Origin of the sequence: Phaeobacter sp. LSS9, from assembly GCF_003443595.1 — a bacterium.
In the GTDB taxonomy this organism is placed as follows: Bacteria; Pseudomonadota; Alphaproteobacteria; order Rhodobacterales; family Rhodobacteraceae; genus Phaeobacter; species Phaeobacter piscinae.
Map to the genome: position 1 here is coordinate 1962111 of NZ_CP031956.1, position 22915 is coordinate 1985025.

Here is a 22915-nt window from a genome sequence, read left to right on the forward strand (position 1 = left end):
GAAATGCGTCCTTTGTTTTGGTGTTCAGCTCTCGCGCCACAAGAGGGTGATGTGCGTGTCGCCGTATTTGCGGCTGTCGTGCAGGGTAAATCCTGCGGGGGCTTGCATGGGGCTGCTTTCTTCCCAGACCACCAGCGCATCCTCAGCCAGCCAGCCGCCTTTGGTCGCGGCGATCAGCGCCTTCTGCCCCAGCGATTTACCATAAGGTGGATCAAGGAATATCACATCACAAGGCGTGCCATCATTGACCGGCAGGCGGGTTGCATCGCGGCGGATGAGCCGTGCGCGGTCCTTAATCCGCAGCAGGTCGATGTTCTTAGTGATCAGCCCCTGTGAGACCCGGCCATCATCGACAAACACCGCATCCGCCGCGCCGCGCGACAGCGCCTCAAGCCCCAAGGCACCGGTGCCCGCGAACAGATCCAGCACCCGCAGCCCATCGAAATCAACCAGATGGCTCAACACGTTGAACAGGCTTTCGCGCACCCGGTCAGTAGTGGGGCGCAGATGGGCGCCTGCATCCCCCTTGCCCACGCTGGTGAGCGCGCGGCCTCGGAAATCTCCGGCGATGATCCTCATGCGCGCAGCAGCGGTTTCAGATCCGCCTCAGGGTCTGCCACCACGGTTTTGTCGGCGGTGCGTCCCGCCTCAATCAGGCGTTTGGCGACCATATAGGCGCGGGGATCGTTCATTGCATCCACCGCCACCAGCTGATCGCCGGTGTAATACCAGAAGGACATGGTGCCATCCTGTCCCGCGCGCGTGACGACATTGTCGTATCCGGTGTTGAGGCCCGCGATTTGCAGTTTGACGTCATATTGATCGGACCAGAACCAGGGCTTCGCCACATAGGTCTCTCCCGCGCCGAGCATATTGAGGGCAGCGACCTCTGCCTGATCAATGGCGTTGGGCACGCTTTCGAGCCGGATATGGCTGCCGCGATAGGGGAAGGAGGCGCAATCCCCGGCGGCCCAGATCGCGGGATCAGAAGTGCGTCCCTGCTCATCCACCTTGATGCCGTTCTCCAGCGCCAGGCCCGCCGCCTCTGCCAGATCACATGCGGGGGTGATGCCAACGCCGACAATGATGAAATCCACCTCAACCGTTGAGCCATCGCTGAGCACGGCGCGGCTGACGGCCCCACCCTCGCCCTCCAGCCGCTCCAGTCCGATGCCTTCGCGGATGTCGACACCGTGGCCCGTGTGAAGCGCGCGGAAATAGTCCGAGGTTTCTGGCGCAGCGACCCGTTGCAGGATACGGTCGGCCATTTCCACCAGCGTGACGGAGACCCCGCGTTTGGCACAGACGGCGGCGGCCTCTAGCCCGATGTACCCACCGCCCACGATCAGCGTGCGCGCGCCGTCTTTGACCACGGGCGCCATGGCGTCCACATCTGCCAGATCGCGCAGCACGTAAACGCCGTTCAGATCACCACCAATAGCGGCAGGCAGACGGCGCGGACTGGACCCAGTGGTGAGCGCCAGCTGGTCGTAGTGCAGCACCTCATCCGCGAGGGTCACGGTCTTCTCCGCTGGGTCAATGGCCTGCACCTGTCGGCCCAGCTTGAGGGCGATATTGCTATCGGCGTAGAAACTCTCAGGGCGCAGATAGAGCCGCTCCAGCTCCATCTCGCCCAGCAAATAGGCCTTGGAGAGGGGGGGACGCTGATAGGGCACGACCGGTTCGCTGCCGATTAGGGTGATTTCCCCGTCAAAGCCCTGCTTGCGCAGCTGAGCCACCAGCGAGGCGCCAGCCTGCCCTGCCCCGATCACGACGAAATGGGTCATGGTTCCCCTCTCTTTCTGCTGTCCCGGTCTGCGGCTGCTGGTTGTCACACGCCTCTGGCATGCCAGCTGCCCGACCCTATATGTGTGGGGATATAAAACACAATCACGGGAGAGGAACAGATCATGATTTCCGTTGGAGAGACCCTGCCTGAAGCGACACTGACCCGCATGGGGGCGGAGGGCCCTGAACAGGTGAGCATGGCGGAGCTGACCAAGGGGCGCACGGTTGCCATTTTTGCGGTGCCGGGCGCGTTTACCCCGACCTGCCATTCGGCCCATGTGCCCAGCTTCATCCGCAATAAGGACGCGCTGGCCGCCAAAGGCGTGGATGAAATCATCTGCATTGCCGGCAATGATCCCTTTGTGATGCAGGCCTGGTCGGAGGCGACCGGGGCTGGTGCTGCCGGTATCACCATGTTGTCGGACGCCGAATGCGGGTTTACCGATGCGATCGGGATGCGGCTGGATGCACCTGCGGCGGGTCTGATCGGGCGGTCGCTGCGCTATGCGATGCTGGCGCGCGATGGCAAGGTTGAAGTCATGAACGCCGAAGACAATCCCGGCCAATGTGAACTGTCTGCGGGCGAGGCGCTGCTGGACTCCATCGGCTGATCCGCAAGGATCAAACAAACAAAGGCGCGGATCCAAGCCGCGCCTTTGTCTAGTCATATCTGTCGGGTGGTGGCCGCTAAAGGCTCTCCATCTTGCGGGCGAGTTTTGCATCAAGTGCGCTGATGCCGCCGACATCATGGGTGGTCAGGGTCACGGTAACGGAGTTGTAGACGTTGCTCCACTCCGGGTGGTGATCCCATTTTTCGGCCCAGATTGCGGCGCGGGTCATCCAGCCGAAGGCATCGACAAAACTGTCGAATTTATAGGTCTTGGTGATGGCATCGCGGCCTTCGACTACCTGCCAACCGGCGCTGAACAGCGGATCCAGCAGCGGGCCGCGCGTGGCGTCTGAGAGTTTCTCGGTCATTGTTGCTCCTCCACATGGGGTTTGCGGAACGGACCGTAGTCCGTCAGGATCTCGATTTCTTCTTCGATGGCGCCGCGTTCGGCCTCCAGATAGCGGGCAATGGCATCGGCAAATCCCGGATCGCCCACCCAATGCAGACTATGCGTTTGCGTCGGCAGATAGCCACGCGCCAGCTTGTGTTCCCCCTGCGCGCCCGCCTCGACCCGGTCCAGCCCGCGGGCAATCGCCTGATCGATGGCCTGATAATAACACAGTTCGAAATGCAGGCAGGGGTGGTGTTCGCGGCACCCCCAGTAGCGCCCGTAAAGCGTGTCACGGCCTAGGAAATTCAAAGCACCCGCAACCGGTATCCCGTCACGTTCGGCAAGAATCAGCACCATGTCGTCCGCCATGGTGTCATGCGCGATGTCGAAAAAGGCGCGGCTGAGATAGGGCGAGCCCCATTTGCGCGCGCCTGTGTCCTGATAGAAGGTCCAGAAGGCATCCCAATGTTCGGGGCGCAGATCGCTGCCGTGATAGGCGCGGATCTCACCGCCAAAGCCCTGCGCCTGCGCGCGTTCCTTGCGGATGGTCTTGCGCTTGCGTGACGAGAGTGCGCCAAGGAAATCGTCAAAACTGCGGTAGCCGTCGTTCAGCCAGTGAAACTGTTGCGTGACACGGGCCATCAGCCCCATTTCGGCCCCCATCTGCGCCTCATCCTCGGTGCAGAAGGTCACATGCAGGGAGGAGACGCGGTTGTCCGCCGCCAGTTGTACAGCCCCCTGCACCAGTGCGGACTGGCCCTGACCTTCGAATTCCGGCTTCACCAGAAAACGCCGCCCTGTGGCGGGGGTAAAAGGCGCTGCGATCTGCAGTTTGGGGTAATAGCGCCCGCCTGCCTGTTCGTAGGCATGGGCCCAGTTGTGGTCGAAGATATATTCGCCCTGACTGTGGGATTTGGCATACATCGGCGCGCAGGCGATCAGCTCGCCGTCGCGGCGTGCGGTCAGGTACTGCGGCTGCCAGCCGGTGCCGCGCCCGACGGAACCGCTGTCCTCCAGCGCGCTCAAAAACCGGTGCGTGGTGAAGGGATCTCGTGGGGCACCGCCGTCAGCGGCCTCAGGACAGGCGCAGGCGTCCCATTCCTCGGCCGATAGCTGCGACAGCGCGCCGAGCACTTCGATTTCAATCTGCGCCTGTTCCATTCAGTTCCTCCGCGACAGACAGTATCTGGGTCCGCCGCGGATGGGATCAAGCCGGGATATCAGAAAGATAGCGTTCAAAGGTGACATTATGCGCGATTTTGCGCGCCTCCTTTTCCATCGCGGCGGAGGTGACGGTCCAGCACAGCACCGGCACACCCCGGGCACGTAGTTCCGCGACCTGCGGGCTGGCGAGATCGGCCACCTCATGGCTGATGAAACAGGAGCCGGAGCGGTCAAAATCCGGGATTGCGCGCAGATGGTCGCAGACCTCCGCCGTCAGCTCGGGCCAATGTTCAACCCTGTAGCTGCTGGTGGTGAGGCCCCGGGGCCGACCCGGCGCCAAGCGCGCCAGTTCGACAACGGAATGCGGATTGAAAGACATCAGCGCGACCTTGCCCTTATAGTCTTTCAACTGTTCCGCAGTATCGGCCTCCAGCGCGCCGATATTTGGCCCCATATTGCCGTCCTGATCCTTCAGCTCAATCAAGAGGGGCACGCGCCCATCAACCAGGTCGAGGACCTCGGCCAGATCCGGGATGCATTCGCCATCACCGCCCTTGAGAGGAATGGCGCGTAGCTGGTCGCGGGTGTGATCCGCAACAAGCCCAGCCCCCTCAGCCAGCCGTTCCAGATTGTAGTCATGGAACACTATGGCGCGCCCATCGGAGGACAGTTGCAAATCCATTTCAATGCCATAGCCTGCTTCAATCGCCGCAAGAATGGCGGCGCGGCTGTTCTCCGGGCGACCATCGCGCACGTCGTGAAGCGCGCGATGGGTGATGGGCTGGCGCAGGAATGCGGCAGGCAGGTCAGAGGTCATGAGATTTGGAACACGCCGTCGATTTCCACTGCCACACCCAGCGGCAGCGAGGGTGAGCTGACAGCGGCACGGGCATGACGACCAGCATCGCCCAGCACCTCAACCATCAGGTCAGACGCTCCGTTCACCACCTGCGGCTGGTCAGTGAAGCTGTCGGTGGAATTGACAAACGCACCCAGTTTCACAACGCGTTTCAAGCGGTTCAGATCGCCGTCACAAGCGGCTTTCAGCTGCGCCAGCAGCGCGATGGCGCATTGGCGGGCGGCTTTCTGACCGGCGGCTACATCCATATTCGCACCCAGTTTGCCGGTGATCAGACCCTCAGGCCCGGCAGAGATCTGGCCGGAGATATAGACCATATTATCGACCACCACATAGGGCACATAGTTGGCTGCGGGGGCCGGTGCGCTTGGCAGCTGAATGCCCAGATCTTTGAGTTTGGCTTCGATATCCATGGATGTGGTCCTTTGCGTCGGGTTTTGCGGAACGCTAACCGGGAAGCGGCAGGGCGGAAAGCAAAAAACCGCCCCCGAAGGGACGGTTTTGCGACGCGGGGCACACTGAGCGGCGCTTCGCTGTTCAGCTTTCCCGGAAGGCGCGCACGAAGTAATCCGCAAGCGGTTTCACCAGATAGCCAAGCGGGGTTCGATCAGCGGTGCGGATATAGCCCTCAACCGGCATGCCGGGAATGAGCACGGTGCCTTCGGGCAAGGTCTCCAGCTGACCGGGGTTCAGTTCGATTTCGGTCCGGTAGTAGGAGAGCTTGCTGGCCTGATCCTCAAACGCATCGGCGGAGACCTGTTTCACCGAGCCGAACAGTTCCGGCGTCGAACGTTGATCCAGCGCCGGGAAGCGCAGGGTCACCGCCTGACCGACAAAGATCTGATCAACATCCGTGGGCGCCACCTGCGCGGCGATTACCAGCGGTCGATCCTGTGGCACCAGATACAGCACCGGATCCGCCGCCCGGATCACCGAGCGGGGCGTGTGCACCTGCAGACCATAGACGATGCCGGAGACCGGCGCGGTGATATCGAGCCGCGCCAGACGGTCCTTCAGCGCGCGGCGGGTCTCGGCCAGTTCCAACTCCTGGTAGCGCAAATCACGCAGGCGGGTGATCGCCTCTTCGCGCTGCTGGGTGCCGAGTTTCAGGATCTCGATATCAATCTCGGTGATGCGCCCCTCGGCCTGCGCTTCGGTGGCGATCAACTCGCCCAGCGAGCCCTGTAGATCGGCCTCGGTCCGACGCAGGTTCAGGACGGTGCCGGCCTGCGCCAATCCACGGTCCAGCAGGGACTGCTGGTTGGCCAGCTCCTCCTCGATAAGGTTAAGCTGGGTGCGGCGCGAGGCCTGTTGGGCGCGGACACCGGTGATCTGATCCTGGATCTGGGTACGGCGCTTCTCCAACTGGTCAATTTCCCGCGCGATGGAGTCTTTGCGGGCCTGAAACAGGCGGACCTGCCCCTGCATCAGATCCGCCACCTCTGGCCGGGTTTCCGCCAGTTCGCGCAGTTCAGCGTCGAACTCTACCGTCTCAGCGCTGTCGCGTTCCGCATCAAGGCGGGCACGGCGGGCCATCAACTCAAACAGCTGTCCTTCGGTGATGACCAGCTGCGAGCGCAACTCCTTGGCATCCAAACGCAGCAGGACCGCGCCTTCGGCGACGGTGTCGCCCTCCTCCACCAGAATTTCCTGCACGATGCCGCCGTCCAGATGCTGGACAACCTGCCGGTTGCGGTCAACCTCGATCCGGCCTGAGGCGACAACCGCGCCGGCAATCGACGTGGCCACCGACCAGGTGCCAAAACCGCCAAGCAGGATCAGCACCCCAATCAGCCCGATGATCAGCGGGCGGCGGGCGGACCAGGTATTGGTCTCGGGTTTGCTCTGGTTCATCGCACACCTCCCGGCGCTGCCTGTTGAATGCTCTGGTGGTTGGACACCATTTCGCGCAGCACCTTATCCTTGGGCCCGAAGGCGGTCTGAACCCCCTGATCAATCACCAACAGCAGGTCACATTCCTGAATCGCGGCGGGGCGATGGGCCATGATCAGCACCGAGTGGCCATCGGCCTTCAGCTGCTTGATCGCGCGGTTCAGCGCTACCGACCCGTCATTGTCGAGATTGGAATTCGGCTCATCCAGAATGACAATCACCGGATCATCATAAAGGGCGCGGGCCAGTGCGACCCGCTGCATCTGCCCACCGGACAGCCGCCCGCCCCCAGCGGTGATATGGGTGTCATAGCCGTCAGGCAGATGCACGATCATGTCATGGGCGGCGGCTTTCTTCGCCGCGGCGACCACTTTGGCGGAATCCGGGTTGGAGGACAGGCGGGCAATGTTCTGCGCGATGGTGCCTTCGAACAGCTGCACCCGCTGTGGCAAATAGCCAATGTTCTGGCCCAGCACCTCTGGCGCGTATTGATCGAGCGACGCCCCATCCAGCCGGACAGTGCCTGCCGCCGGGCGCCAGGCCCCGGTCAGCGCCCGTGCGAGGGTGGATTTGCCCGAACCGGATGGACCAATCACGCCAATTGCCTGCCCCGGCTGCACCCGGAAGCTGACATTGCGCAGCTGCGGGCGGTTGTCACCGGGGGGCACCACGGCAAGGGCCTGCACCTCCAGATTGGCGGTGGGCTTGGGCAATTCGGTGCGCTCGGTCTCTTCCGGCACCTTGTCGAGCAACTCGGCAAGATTGCGCCATCCTTTGAGAGCGCGCTGCACCATGGCCCACTGACCAAGCGCCAGTTCGATTGGCGCCAGTGCTCGGCCCATCAGAATGGAGCCTGCGATCATCGCGCCCGCTGTCACCTCGTTCTGCAGCACCAGATAGGCGCCCAGACCCAGCATCGCCGATTGCAGGAACAGGCGCAGGGTCTTGGTCAGCGTGGTGAAGCCTCCCCCGACATCACTGGCGGTGACACTGTCGACCAATGCGGCGTCACGGCCGGCCTTCCAGCGTTGAAAGGCCGCGCGGCGCATGCCCATCGACTGGATCATCTCCGCCTCGGTGCGGATCTCCTCTGACATGAGATTGGCGCGATGGCCGGACATGCCCGCCTGCATCTGCGGGCGGCGTGACAGGAACTGGTTCAGCACTGCAATGGCAATCAGAACAGCGCCGCCACCAAGGGCAAGCAGCCCCAGCCAGGGATGAAACAGGGCAATGCCAAAGAGAAAGATCGGCGTCCACGGCAGGTCGAATGCAGCCCCAAGGACCGGCGAGGCGATCAGCCGCTGTACGGACTCCAGATCGCTGAGGCCGGTCTGGGCCACCGGATCTTGCGCCACCGCAGAACGGCGGATCATCGCATCAAACACGCGGTGGTCCAGCCCAGCCTGAAACCGCGCTCCGACACGCGCGAGAATGCGGCCCCGCGCATAGTCCAGAACCCCCATGGTGCCGTAGAGGAACACCACCAACAGCGACAGCGCGATAAGGGTCGCCACCGACCGGCTGCCCAGCACGCGATCATAGACCTGCATCATATAGAGAGGGCCTGTCAGCATCAGCATGTTCACAAAGAAACTGAAAATGCCGACTGACCAATAGAGGCCGCGACTGCGGCGGCGATGCGCGCGCAGCTCCTCCAATCCGGATTTATGAGAGGTTTTCATCATGAGAGGTCTGCAATTCCCTATCGATATGCCCTATGTATCAGCCACGCGCGCAGAAAACTGGATCTTCACATGTTCCAAATCTGCAACAAAAGTGTAAACAAGCTCAGCCCCTGACTAGGCAGAGACGAGAAACATTATAAGTGGGTCCGCATATGCCCACAGCAGACAGATTGGACACCGAAGCGCATGACCTTCCCGCTGCGACCTTTTGTATTGATGGCCCTGGTAACTGTTACGTCGGCACTGGCAGGCTGTGCAACCCAAGATAGCGTCTCGCGCAACTCGGGTGAGGTGTTTGATCCCTATGAGAACACCAACCGGTCGATCCATAACTTCAACCGCGGTGTCGACCGTTTTGCCTTTCGCCCGGCCGCCAAAGGCTACGTGGCGGTTGTCCCTCCGGATATGGTGAAGAGTTTCAACAACTTCGCCGAGAACCTGTCGATGCCGGGTCAGGCGGTAAACGCGCTGCTGCAAGGCAACCTGAAGGAATCCGGCATTGCGCTGTCGCGATTTGTGGTCAACACGATCTTTGGCATTGGTGGTCTTGGCGATCCGGCGTCGGACTTTAATATGCCGCGGGTGGATACGAATTTCGGCGAAACCCTGCATGTCTGGGGCGTTGGCGAAGGGGCGTATGTGGAACTGCCGTTCTTTGGCCCGTCAACCGCACGCGATGGCACCGGCATTCTGGTCGACTTCTTCACCAACCCGATCAGCTATGCTCGGCATAATCCAGCCGACAACATCGGCGTTTACGCCGAGGTGGTGCGCCGTCTGGGGGATCGTGGCACATATTCCGACACCATCGACTCGATTTTGTATGAGAGCGCAGACAGCTACGCGCAGGCGCGGCTGATCTACCTGCAAAACCGCCGTTTTGAGTTGGGCGGCGATCAAAGCGAATACGAAGGGGTCTATGGCGATCCCTATTCAGATCCGTATGAGGACATCTATGCCGAGTAATTTTCTGACCCGTCGCAGTTTTCTGGCAACCGGCGTTGCCTTTGTTGGGCTTGCCGCCCTGCCGGGCAAGCTGCTGGCCCTGACCGAAGCTGGTGCGCGCTCCCTTGTTGGCAGCGTCGTCGGCGATATCAACAAGGTCATCGCCTCTGGCAAGTCTGAAGGCGCGATGATCCGCGACTTTGAAAAGATCTTCGTGCGCTACGCGGATGTGAACATCATGGCGCGCTATGCCCTGGGTGTGGATGCCCGCCGTGCCAGCGCCGCGCAGATGCGCGCCTTTTCCGGTGCGTTCCAGAGTTATATCGCCCGCAAATACGGCAAGCGCTTCCGGGAGTTCATCGGCGGCTCTGTCGAGGTGCAATCCGCGCGCAAGATCAAGGCTGGCTATGAGATCAAATCACTGGCCAAGCTGCAAGGTCAGGCCCCGTTCGAGGTGACCTTCCTCGTGTCGGATAAATCCGGGCGCGACAAGTTTTACAACATGTTCATCGAAGGCGTGAACCTGCTATTGACCGAGCGGACCGAGATCGGCGCCATCCTTGACCGCAACAAGGGCGACATCAACAAGCTGATCGCCGAGCTGAAGCGGTTGAGCTGAGCGGCTGACGCCTCAAGCGCCGATGAGGACAAAAAGAAGGGGCCAAACGGCCCCTTTTTTTTCATGTCAGAGTTTACGGCAGAGGCGGCACTGAACAGCGTTTGCGTACCGCGCCGCCTTCTATCCGGTACATCTGATCAGTTCCCGAAGATATCGCGCAGCAGGCCATCCACCGCACGGCCCAGCTCCTGCCCGACATTGGGGCGCTGGCGGCTTTGGGGCTGCGGTTGCGGCGGCGGGGCGATGGGTTTGGGCGCAATCATCGGCAGGGGTTTGGGGGTCAGCCCGTCATGCACCCGCACCATGACCTCGCGCCAGATATCAGCGGGCAAGCCGCCGCCCGTCACACCGGAGAGTGGCGTGTTATCGTCGTAGCCCATCCAGACACCGGCCACGTAGTCAGCGGTGAAACCAACGAACCAGGCATCGCGTGCGGCCTGAGTGGTGCCGGTTTTACCGGCGGCCTGCCAGCCGGGGATCTGGGCGCGGCGACCGCTGCCTTGTGAGACCACCTGTTCCATCATCCAGATCAACTCCCGCGCGGCCTTGGTCTGGATCACCCGCTCGCCCAGGCCGCCACTGGCCCCCATCATGGGTGTATTATCACCGATCAATGTCAGCTCCGTCACCCCGTAAGGGGTCACCGATGAACCACCGTTCAGGATGCCGGCATAGGCACCGGTCATGTCGATCAGCGTGCTTTCCGATGCGCCAAGCGCTAGCGCCGGGCCAGCGGCCAGTTCACTGTCCAGCCCGAAATCACCCGCGACGCGGCGCACCAGATCGCGGCCCACGGCCTCGGAAACCTTGACGGCCGGGATATTCAGCGAGTCGCGCAGAGCCCGCGCCAACGTCACCTCGCCATAGAATTTACGGGTGTAGTTCTTCGGGCACCATTGGCCAGAACCCGGCACATCCAGGCAATATTGTGCGTCCAGAACCCGGTCGAGCGGTGAATACCCCAGCTCCAGCGCCGTGGCATAGACGAAGGGTTTGAAGGCCGAGCCGGTCTGGCGCTTGGCCTGTGTGGCGCGGTTGAACACGCCCGACACACGAGACTTGCGCCCGCCCACCATGGCGCGGACTGCGCCATCCGCGCTCATCACCACGATGGCGGCCTGTGCCTTCGATCCCTTGCGGACCTTGGTATCAAACACATGGTTCAGCGCGTCCTCGGCGGCGCGTTGCAGGCGCTGGTCGATGGTGGTGCGGATCACCACATCTTCTGTTGTCTCACTGCCAAAGAAGTCCGGAATGGTATCCATGACCCAATCGGCAAAATACCCCCCCGCACGGGCGGCAGCAGCCTCGCTCAGCACAGCAGGGCTGTTCTGGGCTGAACGCATCTCAGCCGTTGTCAGATAGCCCTGCTCCTGCATCAGCCGCAGCACGGTGGCGGCACGATCCTGCGAGCGTTGCAAGTTGTTGGTCGGTGCCAGCGTTGATGGTGCGGTCAACAGCCCCGCCAGCATCGCCGCCTCCGCTGCATCCACCTGATTGGCAGATTTGCCGAAATAGCGCTGCGCCGCAGCCTCCGCACCATAGGCGCCGCCCCCAAGATAGGCGCGGTTCATATAGATCGAGAGGATCTCATCCTTGGTGTATTTGGCTTCCATCGCCATCGCGAAGATGGCTTCCTTGGCCTTGCGCCAAAGCGAGCCTTGGCGGCAATCGCGCTCATACGCCCGCTCGCTCTCCCATTCTGTGGGATCATAGACCACACCAAGACAAAGCAGTTTGGCGGTTTGCTGGGTGATGGTGGAGCCCCCATGACCGGACAGCGGACCGCGCCCCTCTCGCAGGTTGATGCGCACAGCACTGGCGACACCGCGGGGCGACACGCCAAAGTGGCGGTAGAACCGTTTGTCCTCAGTCGCGACGATGGCGTTCTTGAGAAAGGGCGACACCGTGTCACTGGTGACGACACCGCCAAACTGATCGCCGCGCCAGGCAAAGACCTCACCGTTGCGATCGGTCAGGGTGACGGAGCCGCGTGCGCGCCCGTCGAGCAGGGCTGAGGCGTCAGGCAGTTTCATGTAGTGATAACCCACAGCCAACGCCACAAGCGCTGTCGAGATCATGCCGACACGCCAGGTGAACCCCCACGCAAGCCGGAACGCCCAACGGAATGGGGCCAGAATCAGCGCGAGAACCCGCCCCAGCAGTGTCTTAGGCTTCTGCGGTTTGCGTGGCCTTCTGCCACCGCCCCCGCCGCCGCCAGCTCTACCACCGGTTTTGCGCCCGCCACCTAACAGGCCAAACCAGCCGGATTTGCGCCGTGTCGTGGTGGATTTTGGCCGTGGTTTGGCCTTGCGCGCAGAGGGTTTGCCCTGCGTGCCGCGCCCCGCTGTCGCGTAGCGCTTGTCTGCGACCAGAGGTCGGCGCCGCGTTCCTTGTGCCATTTTCCAGATCCTGCCCGGTTTGCCCGTTTTGCGAACAATACCGCGTCCCATCTGGTTTGTTGAGGGGCAGTTTGACAGCAATTCCCCTCTGCAAGCCGGGTGTTTTTTAAGCGCACCAGCAAAAGACCGCCTTTTTTTTCACCGTCCCGCTGCGACACCCCCCTGAAACCGCTCTCAAAACGTTCCACCGACTCGGTTCTGCGGATTTGCTGCACCTGCAAACAGTTCAGGCGCTCTCATCACGCGCCGTCATCATGACAGGGGTTCGGGGATGAAAATGATCATAGCAACCATCAAGCCGTTCAAGCTGGAGGAGGTCCGCGAAGCGCTGACATCCATCGGCGTGTCCGGGCTGATGGTCACGGAAATCAAGGGGTTCGGTGCCCAATCAGGCCACACAGAAATCTATCGCGGAGCGGAATACGAGGTGAATTTCGTACCAAAAATGCGGCTCGATCTGGTGGTGCCCTCCGGACTCGCTGACCAAGTGGTCGACACCATCACCCAGACCGCCCGCACCGGCAAAATCGGTGACGGCAAGATCTTTGTTCTCGACGTTGAGCAGGCAATCCGCGTGCGCACCGGCGAAACCAATCACGACGCGCTGTGAAAACACGCAAAGGAAGGAAATCAGTTATGCGTAAATCACCCCTCACCCTTGCGGCTGTGACGGCGGCGCTGGCGCTGCCCGGCCTCGCCGTTGCGCAGGAGACCGCAACCGCAGCCCCTGCCGGCGCTGCGGCAACCGACACCGTGTTTATCCTCAACTCGCTGCTGTTTCTGGTGGGCGGCTTCCTTGTCTTCTGGATGGCGGCCGGGTTTGCCATGCTGGAAGCCGGGCTTGTCCGCTCCAAGAATGTCACCATGCAGCTCACCAAGAATGTGGCGCTGTTCTCGCTCGCGGCGATCTTTTACTACCTTATTGGGTACAACCTGATGTATCCGCTGGGCACCTGGTCGATTGACGGTGTGCTGTCGGGTGTCTGGGAGCCGGGCGTGCTGGAAGCGGTCGGCATCACCGCCGAGCAGGCAGATGATTACTCCTATGCCTCCACCGGGTCTGATTTCTTCTTTCAGCTGATGTTCTGCGCGACCACGGCGTCGATTGTTTCCGGTACAATGGCGGAACGGGTGAAGCTCTGGCCGTTCCTCGCCTTTGTCGTCGTGCTGACCGCCGTGATCTACCCGCTGCAAGCGAGCTGGAAATGGGGCGGCGGCTTTCTGGATGAGATGGGGTTCCTCGACTTTGCAGGCTCCACAGTGGTGCATTCCGTCGGCGGTTGGGCTGCGCTGACCGGCGCGCTGATCCTTGGCCCGCGTCTGGGAAAATACAAAGCGGGCAAAACCATCCCGATGCCGGGTTCCAATCTGGCGCTGGCCACATTGGGCACCTTCATCCTGTGGCTGGGGTGGTTCGGCTTTAACGGTGGATCGCAGCTGGCCATGGGCACCGTGGGAGATGTCGCCGATGTGAGCCGTATCTTTGCCAACACCAACGCCGCTGCGGCGGGTGGAGCGGTTGCCGCCCTGCTGCTGACGCAGCTGCTGTTCAAGAAACCGGATCTCACTATGGTGCTGAACGGCGCGCTGGCAGGTCTGGTCTCGATCACGGCCGAGCCGCTGACCCCAACCCTTGGTATGGCGACCCTAATCGGTGCTGCCGGCGGTGTCATCGTGGTCTTCGTCGTACCGATGCTGGACAAGATGAAGATCGACGATGTGGTCGGCGCTATCCCTGTGCACCTGGTTGCCGGGATCTGGGGCACCCTTGCGGTGGTTCTGACCAACCCCGAAGCGAGCCTCGTCACCCAGCTGACCGGTATCGTGGTGATTGCGCTCTTCGTCGTGATCTCCTCCGCTGTGGTCTGGCTGATCCTGCGGGCTGTGACAGGGATCCGGGTTGGCGAGGAAGATGAGGTGAACGGGCTGGATATGGCGGAACTGGGGATGGAAGCCTATCCCGAATTCTCTCCCAGCTGATCCGACCAGATCCCGAGATATCACTGCGGCTCCCGGAAATGGGGGCCGCCTTTGTATGTGGCGCCCACCGCCTGATCTTGCCCAAAAGTCTGGGACCACGCCGCGAAAAAGCGCCCCGCTGTGGCGGAGCGCTTCATGTCATTTTGGGTTTTCTCAGCGTCAGACGCCGGCGTCGACAATCGCCTGAGCCAGGATCGGCACAGTCTGCGTGTTCAGGCCTGCGATGTTCATCCGGCTATCGCCCACCATGTAAATACCGCTGTCAGCACGCATTTTCTCGACCATCTCAGGCGTGGTGCCAAGCAGCGAGAACATGCCACGGTGCTGCGCCAAGAAGCCAAAGCGGTCAGAGCCGGTGAGGCGCTGCAACTCATCCGCGAGCTGCTGACGCAGCGCCAGCATGCCCAGACGGGTCTCTTCCAGCTCAGCCGCCCAGTCGGCGCGCAGCGCGTCATCGTTCAGGATCATCGACACCAGACGCGCGCCGTGGTCCGGCGGGAAGGAGTAATTCTGACGGTTGAGGAAGGCCAAAGTGCCCTGGTTCAGCGCCTGCGCGCCGCCGTCTTGGGAGACCGCCATCAACAGACCGGTGCGTTCGCGGTAGATGCCGAAATTCTTCGAACAGCTGGCCGCGATCAGGCATTCCGGCGTATTGGCCGCGACATAACGCACGCCCTGTGCGTCCTCTTCCAGCCCGTCGCCAAAGCCCTGATAGGCAATGTCGATCATCGGGATCAGGCCACGTTCGTTCAGGATGGCGACGACTTCCTGCCACTGAACCATATTGAGGTTGGCACCGGTTGGGTTGTGGCAGCAGCCGTGCAGCAGCACGACATCGCCCTTGTTGGCGGTTTTCAGGTCCGCGATCATGCCGTCGAAATCCACGCCACAGGTCTCGCGATCAAAATAGCGGTAGGCGACGGTTTCGATGTTCAGATAGTTCAGGATCGAAATGTGGTTCGGCCAGGTGGGGTTCGACACGAAAACACGCGCGCCGGGGTTGGCCATCTTGATCAGTTCAAACGCCTGACGCACAGCGCCAGTGCCACCGGGGGTGGCCGCAGCAGCGACATTGGCGCGCGCGACACTGTCGGCGAGGATCAGCTTGATCATGGCGTCGGAATAGGCCGGATCCCCGGCCAGACCGACATAGGATTTGGAGGTCTGCTCTTCCCAGAGCTTATGCTCTGCTGCCTTGATGGCGCGCATCACCGGCGTCACCCCTTCGGCGTTCTTGTAGACGCCGACGCCGAGGTCGATTTTGCTGTCGCGCGGATCGTCGCGATACATCTGCATCAGCGCCAGGATCTTATCCGCTGGCTGGGGTTTGAGGGTTTCGAACATCAGGCTTCTCCGGTTGCAACGGGCAATGTCGGGAAGGCGCCCCACTCGGTCCAGGAACCGTCATAGAGCGCATGATCGGTCTTGCCGAAACGCTCCATGGCGAGGCTGAGGACAGCAGCGGTGACACCTGACCCACAGGTGGTGATAGCTGGTTTGCTAAGATCGACGCCGGCCTGCTCAAACACCGCGCGCAGAGCGTCCGGCGATTTCATGGTCTGATCGGCGTTCAACAGCTCCGTATAGGGCACGTTCCGGGACCCGGGGATGTGACCTGCACGCAGGCCTTCGCGAGGTTCGGCCACGGCACCCTGAAATCGCTCTGCCGCGCGGGCGTCGATAATCTCGTGATCGCCCAGCTTGGCGGCGGAGGAGACCTGTGTCACATCCCGCAAGAGGTGGTTCTGCACCCGCACGGTCATATGGCGGTCGCGGATCACCGGCGGCAGATCCTCAACCGGATTGCCCTCGGCCTGCCATTTCGGCAAACCGCCATCCAGAACCGCGATATTGGTCTGCCCCATCAGACGGAACAGCCACCATACCCGCGCCGCAGAGCGCAGACCGGTGCCGTCATAAACCACAACCTGATGGCCATCGCCGACACCCATGGCCCGCAAGCGGGACATGAATTTCTCTACCGGTGGGACCATATGCGGCAGGTCGGAGCGATTGTCAGCGATATCATCAATGTCAAAGAAGCGCGCGCCGGGGATATGGGCCGCAGCGTATTCAGCCTTGGGGTCGCGCCCCTCTTGCGGCATATACCACGAGGCATCAAGGATCCGCAGATCGGGGTCCTTCAGATGCGCAGCAAGCCAGTCTGTCGACACAAGCGTTTTAGGATCGTCCAACGTTACCGTCTCCCCTCATATGTGCTGAGGCATCCGTACAACCGTGCGGGCAGAGTCGCAAGGGACGCCGGAGCCGTAGCGCAACAATCTGTCTCACGGGTCCGTCTGTGTTACCCTACAGGTCCTGAAACGGCGTTCGTCAGCGGACCACTCGCAGGCGGGGCGGCTGATCGACCTTGGCGTTGGCCTGCGGTATCTCAGCGGGGTGCGCCTTGCCAGCCGGAAACCGATCGGCAAAGGACAACGCGGCGCGGATCACATGGGGATCCATCCAGCCGCCGGTCAGATCCGCAACCGCGTCCCGCGCGGCCGGAGTGTCATCACGGCGCATGTGGTGGATCATGCGCAGAAACGCCGCCTCATCCGCAGTCACTACTGTACGTGTTTCCAGTGTCAGCGCGTCATGTCCCACGTAGTGATGACCACGCAGGTCATAGAGGCAACGCACCACCTTGAACAGCGCATGGGCCACAGCCAGCCCGAATATATCCCCCCAGCGTTCTGACGCACTGCGATAGGCCAGCTGCCAGGCCTGGCTCTGCGGCGTCTGAAGACAGGTGTTGAAATGGCGCAGCTGTGGCAGCAGGGCCGCCTCAAACGCATCAAGCCCAAGATCTGCCAGCGCGGCCTCTCCCGGTGAGACGGTTGCGGCGGCGGGTGCGGCGGGTAGAGATTGCGCGGGGGTCTGAGGCTCAGAAATCGGCACGGGAGTCATCCTCTTTCAAACAGGAACACGAAGGATGCCGGGCCTGACCGAGGGATGAGTCTGCTGGGTGCGGCTTATCTGACTCATTCAGTCAGATATTGCAACGCTCTGCTGTGGCTTGCAGCGGTTGTCGCTGCGATACCTCGGCAGAGGGGATTACTGATGCCTCCGTGACGGGGCCACGCAGCAGATATATCGAAAGTTGTCGGCTGTTCGCGGATCAGCTGTGATCTTTCAGCAGGCGCTGCTTCTGACGTGACCAATCGCGTTTGGCCTCGGTCTCGCGCTTATCGTGGTTCTTCTTGCCCTTGGCGATGCCGATTTTGATCTTGGCCAGCCCGCGATGATTGAAATACATCACCAGCGGCACCAGGGTCATGCCCTTGCGCTGTGTTGCATTCCACAGGGTCGACAGCTCCTTGCGGGACACCAGAAGCTTACGGCGACGGCGCTCTTCATGCTTGAACATCTTCGCCTGTTCATAAGGCGCGATGTAAGAGTTCACCAGCCACAGCTCGCCATCATCCACGGTCGCATAGCTTTCGGCGATATTGGTGCCGCCCACGCGCAGGGATTTGACCTCGGACCCTTCCAGAAGGATCCCGCACTCCAGATCGTCTTCAATCGCGTAATCAAACCGCGCGCGGCGGTTTTCTGCGATCACTTTGTAGTTCGGGTCTGATTTTTGCTTGGCCATGGGGCGCAGATGTAAGGTGCCGGAGACAGAGGTGCAAGATGGTGATGCAGATGAGCGACCGGCCTCAGGCCACCTGACGGCGATTGCTGCGCATCAGGGTGAAGCCACCGCTGACCACAATGACGCCGCTGCCGATCAGGGTCCACATATCCGGACGTTCATGGAAGACCACCACCCCCAGCACCATGGCAAAGATCAGCCGGGTGTAGCGGAAGGGCGCCACGACAGAAATTTCACCAACCCGCATGGCCCCGGTCAGGCCCTGATAGGCCACCACCCCCACCAGCGTTGCGGCAACCAAATCAATGGTGGTCTCTACATCCGGCATCGCCATCGGCGCCCCAAAAGGCAACGCGATCAGCCCCGCCACCACCAGCATGGCAAAACCCGCAAGCCCCAGATGCGCATTCGACAGCCCCGCTGGCGCTGCCCGCGTGGCCAGATCGCGCCCGGCAAACCCCAATGTTCCCGCCACCGCAAAAAGTGAGGCCAGTTCAAACCCGCTCGCCCCCGGACGCAGGATCATCAGCACCCCGATGAACCCCGCCGCAATCGCCAGCCAGCGGCGCAGGCCCACATGCTCGCCAAAAAATACCACCGCCCCAGCGGAGACCACCAGCGGCGTCGCCTGCAGTATGGCTGAGGCCGAGGACAACGGTGTCAGCGCGATCGCCAGCGTGAAGCAAAGCCGTCCAGCAACCTCCGCAACCGAGCGCACCAGCAGCGCGCGCGTGCAGAACACCGGGTTCCACAGGCGATGCCCCTGCGCACGCGCCACAATTGCAAAAATCACCATGCCGCCTGCGCCGAACAGGATCAGGATCTGGCCCACAGGCAGACTGCGGGCGGCGGATTTGATGAACATGTCTTCCAGCGCAAAGGCCGCCATGGCCAGCACCATCAGGAGGCTGCCGCGCAGTGTATCCATGGATCAAATCGCTTTCCTAAAGGGCCGGAAAATGCACCGGCGATGGGTCATAGAAGGTCGGTATTCGCACGTTCCCCAAGGCGGCAACTGCGGTGCGCAATGGTGCAAGCATTAGGCAGACCGCGACTACGGAACAAGCCACATAGCTGCGGCGAATTGATCCGCCAGAACAGCCTAGTCAGTGCGACCCACACGACGATAGTGATGCATGTTCAGGAATGCTGCCCCACTGTCGCCGCTGCGGTACCCATGCGGCTGATCGGCCGCGAACCGCAACCCCTGGCCGGTCTCCAGCGGCACCCAGCTGCCATCCCGCAGCACCTCCATGGCGCCCTCCAGCACAAAGACCTCTTCGGTAACGCCGGTATCATGGGGCTGCGACTGATGCGATTGGCCGGGTCGCAGGCTGACATGAAAGGTCTCCGCCCCAAGCACAGGATCGAAGGGGAACACCATTTTCACCGCGATAGAACCGGGGAACTGCACCGAGCGAAAGCTGCGGCCACTGCTGCCTTCAGGCTGCGAGGCTTCACCGATCAGCGCTGTCAAAGGCAGATGAAACCCTTTGGCGATCTTCCACAGCGTCGCAATTGTCGGACTTGATTCGCCTCGTTCGATCTGGCCCAGCATCGCCTTGCTGACACCCGTGACCTCAGCCGCTTTGGACAGGCTGAGCCCCGCGCCCTGACGAATGTCCCGCAAATTCAGAGTGATGCCCGCTTCGCTCATTGTGCTGCCCGTCGCTTTTCTGTCGGTCACACGGCGTTTCAAGCCGCCGCTCAAAAAACACTTGTGCGCTATAACGCACAAGCAGTACTGTGCGCTATAACGTACGCCTCTCCGATCTCTAGCGGATCCGTCACCTCAGGAAAACCCGGATGCTCAGTTCCTTGAAACTCTCGCATATTGTTGCAGGCGCGGTTGCCGTGTTGGTGGGCTACACCGGGTCTGTCGCGATCATCTTTCAGGCGATTGAGGCCTCCGGCGCCAGTCAGGCACAAGCCAACAGCTGGATGCTGGCGCTGGGGCTTGGCATGGGGCTGACCAGCCTTGCGCTGTCACTGATCTACCGAATGCCGATCCTGACCGCCTGGTCCACGCCGGGTGCTGCTCTGCTCGCTGTGAGTCTGACAGATGTGCCCTTGAGCGATGCGATTGGCGCGTTTCTGTTCTGCGCTGCCCTTCTGATCCTCACCGGAGTGACCGGCTGGTTTGCCGCGCTGTCCCGGCTGATCCCGGATGCGCTGGCAAATGCCATGCTGGCCGGGTTGTTGTTCCCTTTTGGTCTGGCGGCCTTTAGCGCGGTCCAATCCGACACCGCTCTGGTCGCAGCCATGGCGGTCACCTTTGTGGCCGGACGGCGATTGTTTGCACGCTATACCATCCCGGCTGTGCTAGCTGTGGGCATCCTGTGGTGCCTTGGCGATGGCAGTTTCACCCACTCTGCCTCATTGGATCTGACGATGGCTGAGCCGGTCTTTATGATGCCGAGTTTCTCACTGCCGGTACTGATCGGCGTTGGCCTGCCCCTCTATATTGTCACCATGTCATCGCAGAACATGCCCGGCGTGGTCACGCTGAAGGCCGCAGGCTATGCGCCACCGGTCTCCGCCAGCCTGATCGTGACTGGTGCCGCCTCTTTCGTGCTCGCGCCCTTTGGTGGGTTTGCCTTCAACCTCGCCGCCATCACCGCCGCCATCGGGTGCGGACCGGAGGCGGATGAAAACCCCAAGACCCGCTACATGGCCGGGGTGATGACGGGGGTATTCTACATCCTCGTCGGGCTTGGTGGCGCAACGGTCATCAGCCTGTTCCTGATCGCACCCACGACGCTGATCGCCACTGTGGCAGGGCTTGCGCTTCTGTCGACCATCGGCAACAGCCTCTCGGCGGCACTGGCGGATGCACGGGGGCGCGACGCTGCCCTGATCACCTTCATGGTCACGGTGTCCGGCGTCAGCTTCTTTGGAATTGGCGCTGCGTTCTGGGCTCTTGTGGTTGGTATTGCCGTGAATCACCTGATCACACCCCCGCCACCAAACACGGCAACAGCGGGCACTGCCGCGAATCCGGCCCGACCATGATCCGCCAAAGCCTGCAAAATTTCGCAGAAACCACCAGATAATTACCGCAGACTGCCCCGACATGTTGCCTTTGTTGCGCAAATCGTGTCCCTGAGGGGCAAAGACAAGGGAACCAGCCAGATGCCAATGTACCGATCCAGAACCTCCACCCATGGCCGCAACATGGCCGGCGCACGCGGCCTGTGGCGCGCTACCGGCATGACGGATGATGATTTCGGCAAGCCGATCATCGCCATCGTCAACTCCTTCACTCAGTTCGTGCCCGGCCACGTCCACCTGAAGGATCTGGGCCAGATGGTCGCCCGCGAAGTTGAAGCGGCCGGTGGTGTCGCGAAGGAGTTCAACACCATTGCCGTGGATGACGGCATCGCCATGGGCCATGACGGCATGCTCTACTCCCTACCCTCCCGCGAGGTGATCGCCGACAGCGTCGAATATATGGTCAACGCCCATTGCGCCGACGCCATGGTCTGCATCTCCAATTGCGACAAGATCACGCCGGGGATGCTGATGGCCGCCATGCGCCTCAATATTCCGGCGATCTTCGTCTCCGGTGGTCCTATGGAAGCTGGCAAGATCGACATCGCCGATCTCGATATGAAAAAGATCGACCTGGTGGACGCCATGGTTGCCGCCGCCAGCGACACGATGACCGATGAGCAAGTGCAGCACATCGAGGAAAACGCCTGCCCGACCTGCGGGTCCTGCTCCGGCATGTTCACCGCAAACTCGATGAACTGCCTGGCCGAAGCACTGGGGCTGGCGCTGCCGGGCAATGGTTCAACCCTCGCCACCCATGCCGACCGCAAGCATCTGTTCCTGGAAGCAGGCCGCAAGATCGTCGACATCACCAAGCGCCATTACGTCGGCGAGGAAAAAGGCCTGCTGCCGCGTGAGATCGCGACCTTTGATGCGTTTGAAAACGCCATGAGCCTCGATATCGCCATGGGCGGCTCGACCAATACCGTGCTGCATCTTCTGGCGATCGCCAATGAGGGCAAGGTTGATTTTACCATGACCGACATGGACCGCCTCAGCCGCAAGGTCCCCTGCCTTTGCAAGGTCGCACCGAACATCGAGAATGTGCATATGGAAGACGTCCATCGCGCCGGTGGCATCTTCTCCATCCTCGGCGAGCTGAGCCGTGCGGGCCTGTTGCACAATGAATGCAGCACGGTGCATTCCAGCACCATGGGTGAAGCGATCGCCAAATGGGACATCAAGGTCGCCAACAACCCCGACGCCGAAGCGCTGTTCAAGGCGGCCCCCGGCGGCGTGCGCACCACCGAAGCGTTTTCACAGTCCAACCGCTACAAGGAGCTGGACACCGACCGTGAGGGGGGCGTGATCCGGTCCAAAGACCATGCCTTCAGCCAGGATGGTGGTCTGGCGGTGCTGTTCGGCAATATCGCGCGTGACGGCTGCATCGTGAAAACCGCCGGTGTGGATGAGAACATCCTGAAATTCACCGGGTCCGCCTATGTCTGCGAAAGCCAGGACCAGGCGGTGAACGACATCCTGACCAGCAAGGTGAAGGAAGGCGATGTCGTAGTGATCCGCTATGAGGGTCCGCGCGGTGGCCCCGGGATGCAGGAAATGCTCTACCCGACCTCCTACCTGAAATCAAAGGGCCTCGGCAAAGCCTGTGCGCTGCTGACGGACGGTCGCTTCTCCGGCGGTACCTCGGGTCTGTCGATCGGGCATGTCTCACCTGAAGCGGCAGAGGGCGGCATCATCGGGCTGGTTCAGCAGGGCGACACCATCGAGATCGACATCCCCAACCGCACCATCCATCTGGCGGTTTCGGACGAAGAACTGGCCGCACGCCGCGCCGCTCAGGACGCAGCGGGCTGGAAACCGGTAAAGCCGCGCAAACGCAAAGTCTCCACCGCGCTCAAGGCCTATGCGCTGCTGGCCACATCAGCCGCCAAAGGCGCCGTGCGCGCCCTGCCTGACGACGAATAAT

Annotated in this window: 22 protein-coding genes; 7 read left to right on the forward strand and 15 right to left on the reverse strand. The window is 61.6% G+C overall.

The genetic code is table 11. The features are described 5' to 3' along the window. Positions 1-24: 24 nt before the first annotated feature. Both rsmD and D1820_RS09335 read right to left on the reverse strand, forming a co-directional pair. Positions 25-579, reverse strand: a complete 555-nt coding sequence (gene rsmD, locus D1820_RS09330; RefSeq protein WP_118068738.1) for a 16S rRNA (guanine(966)-N(2))-methyltransferase RsmD — start codon at positions 577-579, stop codon at positions 25-27. Continuing rightward, positions 576-1787 carry an NAD(P)/FAD-dependent oxidoreductase gene (locus tag D1820_RS09335; protein WP_118068740.1) on the reverse strand — a complete coding sequence of 404 codons (1212 nt, stop codon included), beginning with the start codon at positions 1785-1787 and terminating at the stop codon, positions 576-578. The genes rsmD and D1820_RS09335 overlap by 4 nt, the downstream gene beginning before the upstream one ends. A 123-nt stretch (positions 1788-1910) precedes the next feature. On the opposite strand from D1820_RS09335, the gene D1820_RS09340 reads away from it, so the two are divergent. Continuing rightward, complete coding sequence (locus tag D1820_RS09340) at positions 1911-2399, forward strand: peroxiredoxin (protein ID WP_040174426.1); 489 nt, start codon at positions 1911-1913, stop codon at positions 2397-2399. A 76-nt stretch (positions 2400-2475) separates the two neighbouring features. On the opposite strand, the gene D1820_RS09345 is transcribed toward D1820_RS09340, so the two are convergent. The 6 genes from D1820_RS09345 to D1820_RS09370 form a co-directional block, all read right to left on the reverse strand. Further along, positions 2476-2766 carry a 4a-hydroxytetrahydrobiopterin dehydratase gene (locus D1820_RS09345; RefSeq protein ID WP_102896299.1) on the reverse strand — a complete coding sequence of 97 codons (291 nt, stop codon included), beginning with the start codon at positions 2764-2766 and terminating at the stop codon, positions 2476-2478. Beyond that, on the reverse strand, positions 2763-3950 hold the full coding sequence (locus tag D1820_RS09350; protein ID WP_118068742.1) for a GNAT family N-acetyltransferase: 1188 nt from the start codon (positions 3948-3950) through the stop codon (positions 2763-2765). The genes D1820_RS09345 and D1820_RS09350 overlap by 4 nt, the downstream gene beginning before the upstream one ends. Positions 3951-3996: 46 nt before the next feature. Then, positions 3997-4770 (reverse strand): glycerophosphodiester phosphodiesterase family protein, encoded by a 774-nt coding sequence (locus tag D1820_RS09355; RefSeq protein ID WP_118068744.1) that lies wholly within the window; start codon positions 4768-4770, stop codon positions 3997-3999. Next, a complete protein-coding gene (locus tag D1820_RS09360) occupies positions 4767-5225 on the reverse strand; it encodes a RidA family protein (RefSeq protein ID WP_118068745.1) in 459 nt (152 codons plus the stop codon). Before D1820_RS09360 ends, D1820_RS09355 begins: the two co-directional genes overlap by 4 nt. Before the next feature lie 124 nt (positions 5226-5349). Next, positions 5350-6666, reverse strand: a complete 1317-nt coding sequence (locus D1820_RS09365; RefSeq protein ID WP_118068747.1) for an HlyD family type I secretion periplasmic adaptor subunit — start codon at positions 6664-6666, stop codon at positions 5350-5352. Continuing rightward, a complete protein-coding gene (locus D1820_RS09370) occupies positions 6663-8393 on the reverse strand; it encodes a type I secretion system permease/ATPase (RefSeq protein ID WP_118068749.1) in 1731 nt (576 codons plus the stop codon). Before D1820_RS09370 ends, D1820_RS09365 begins: the two co-directional genes overlap by 4 nt. A gap of 186 nt (positions 8394-8579) precedes the next feature. On the opposite strand from D1820_RS09370, the gene D1820_RS09375 reads away from it, so the two are divergent. Next, a complete protein-coding gene (locus tag D1820_RS09375; protein ID WP_024095999.1) occupies positions 8580-9359 on the forward strand; it encodes a VacJ family lipoprotein in 780 nt (259 codons plus the stop codon). Beyond that, on the forward strand, positions 9349-9957 hold the full coding sequence (locus D1820_RS09380; RefSeq protein ID WP_102896293.1) for a phospholipid-binding protein MlaC: 609 nt from the start codon (positions 9349-9351) through the stop codon (positions 9955-9957). Before D1820_RS09375 ends, D1820_RS09380 begins: the two co-directional genes overlap by 11 nt. Before the next feature lie 137 nt (positions 9958-10094). On the opposite strand, the gene D1820_RS09385 is transcribed toward D1820_RS09380, so the two are convergent. After that, entirely contained in the window at positions 10095-12359 is a 2265-nt protein-coding gene (locus D1820_RS09385) for a transglycosylase domain-containing protein (RefSeq protein WP_118070124.1), read from the reverse strand. Positions 12360-12630: 271 nt separating this feature from the next. Between D1820_RS09385 and D1820_RS09390 the strand changes: the two genes are divergently transcribed. Further along, a complete protein-coding gene (locus D1820_RS09390) occupies positions 12631-12969 on the forward strand; it encodes a P-II family nitrogen regulator (protein WP_024095995.1) in 339 nt (112 codons plus the stop codon). A gap of 26 nt (positions 12970-12995) precedes the next feature. Then, positions 12996-14339 carry an ammonium transporter gene (locus D1820_RS09395; protein ID WP_118068751.1) on the forward strand — a complete coding sequence of 448 codons (1344 nt, stop codon included), beginning with the start codon at positions 12996-12998 and terminating at the stop codon, positions 14337-14339. Positions 14340-14498: 159 nt separating this feature from the next. On the opposite strand, the gene D1820_RS09400 is transcribed toward D1820_RS09395, so the two are convergent. The 6 genes from D1820_RS09400 to D1820_RS09425 all read right to left on the reverse strand — a co-directional run bounded on the left by D1820_RS09400 (position 14499) and on the right by D1820_RS09425 (position 19594). Next, a complete protein-coding gene (locus D1820_RS09400) occupies positions 14499-15683 on the reverse strand; it encodes an amino acid aminotransferase (RefSeq protein ID WP_040174453.1) in 1185 nt (394 codons plus the stop codon). After that, complete coding sequence (sseA, locus tag D1820_RS09405) at positions 15683-16534, reverse strand: 3-mercaptopyruvate sulfurtransferase (RefSeq protein WP_040174456.1); 852 nt, start codon at positions 16532-16534, stop codon at positions 15683-15685. Before sseA ends, D1820_RS09400 begins: the two co-directional genes overlap by 1 nt. Before the next feature lie 139 nt (positions 16535-16673). Next, a complete protein-coding gene (locus D1820_RS09410; protein WP_118070126.1) occupies positions 16674-17240 on the reverse strand; it encodes a hypothetical protein in 567 nt (188 codons plus the stop codon). A gap of 220 nt (positions 17241-17460) precedes the next feature. Next, a complete protein-coding gene (gene smpB / locus D1820_RS09415) occupies positions 17461-17937 on the reverse strand; it encodes an SsrA-binding protein SmpB (RefSeq protein WP_040174459.1) in 477 nt (158 codons plus the stop codon). Between the two features lie 64 nt (positions 17938-18001). Next, complete coding sequence (locus D1820_RS09420) at positions 18002-18865, reverse strand: DMT family transporter (RefSeq protein ID WP_118068753.1); 864 nt, start codon at positions 18863-18865, stop codon at positions 18002-18004. Positions 18866-19039: 174 nt separating this feature from the next. Further along, the gene (locus D1820_RS09425) at positions 19040-19594 is read right to left on the reverse strand and encodes a helix-turn-helix domain-containing protein (protein WP_102898151.1); all 555 of its coding nucleotides are present in this window, start codon (positions 19592-19594) and stop codon (positions 19040-19042) included. A gap of 149 nt (positions 19595-19743) precedes the next feature. Here D1820_RS09425 and D1820_RS09430 point away from each other — a divergent pair, with 149 nt between their 5' ends. Then, positions 19744-20949, forward strand: coding sequence for a benzoate/H(+) symporter BenE family transporter (locus tag D1820_RS09430; protein ID WP_118068755.1), 1206 nt, complete (start codon positions 19744-19746; stop codon positions 20947-20949). Between the two features lie 120 nt (positions 20950-21069). Continuing rightward, on the forward strand, positions 21070-22914 hold the full coding sequence (gene ilvD, locus D1820_RS09435; RefSeq protein WP_040174468.1) for a dihydroxy-acid dehydratase: 1845 nt from the start codon (positions 21070-21072) through the stop codon (positions 22912-22914). Position 22915: the final 1 nt, after the last annotated feature.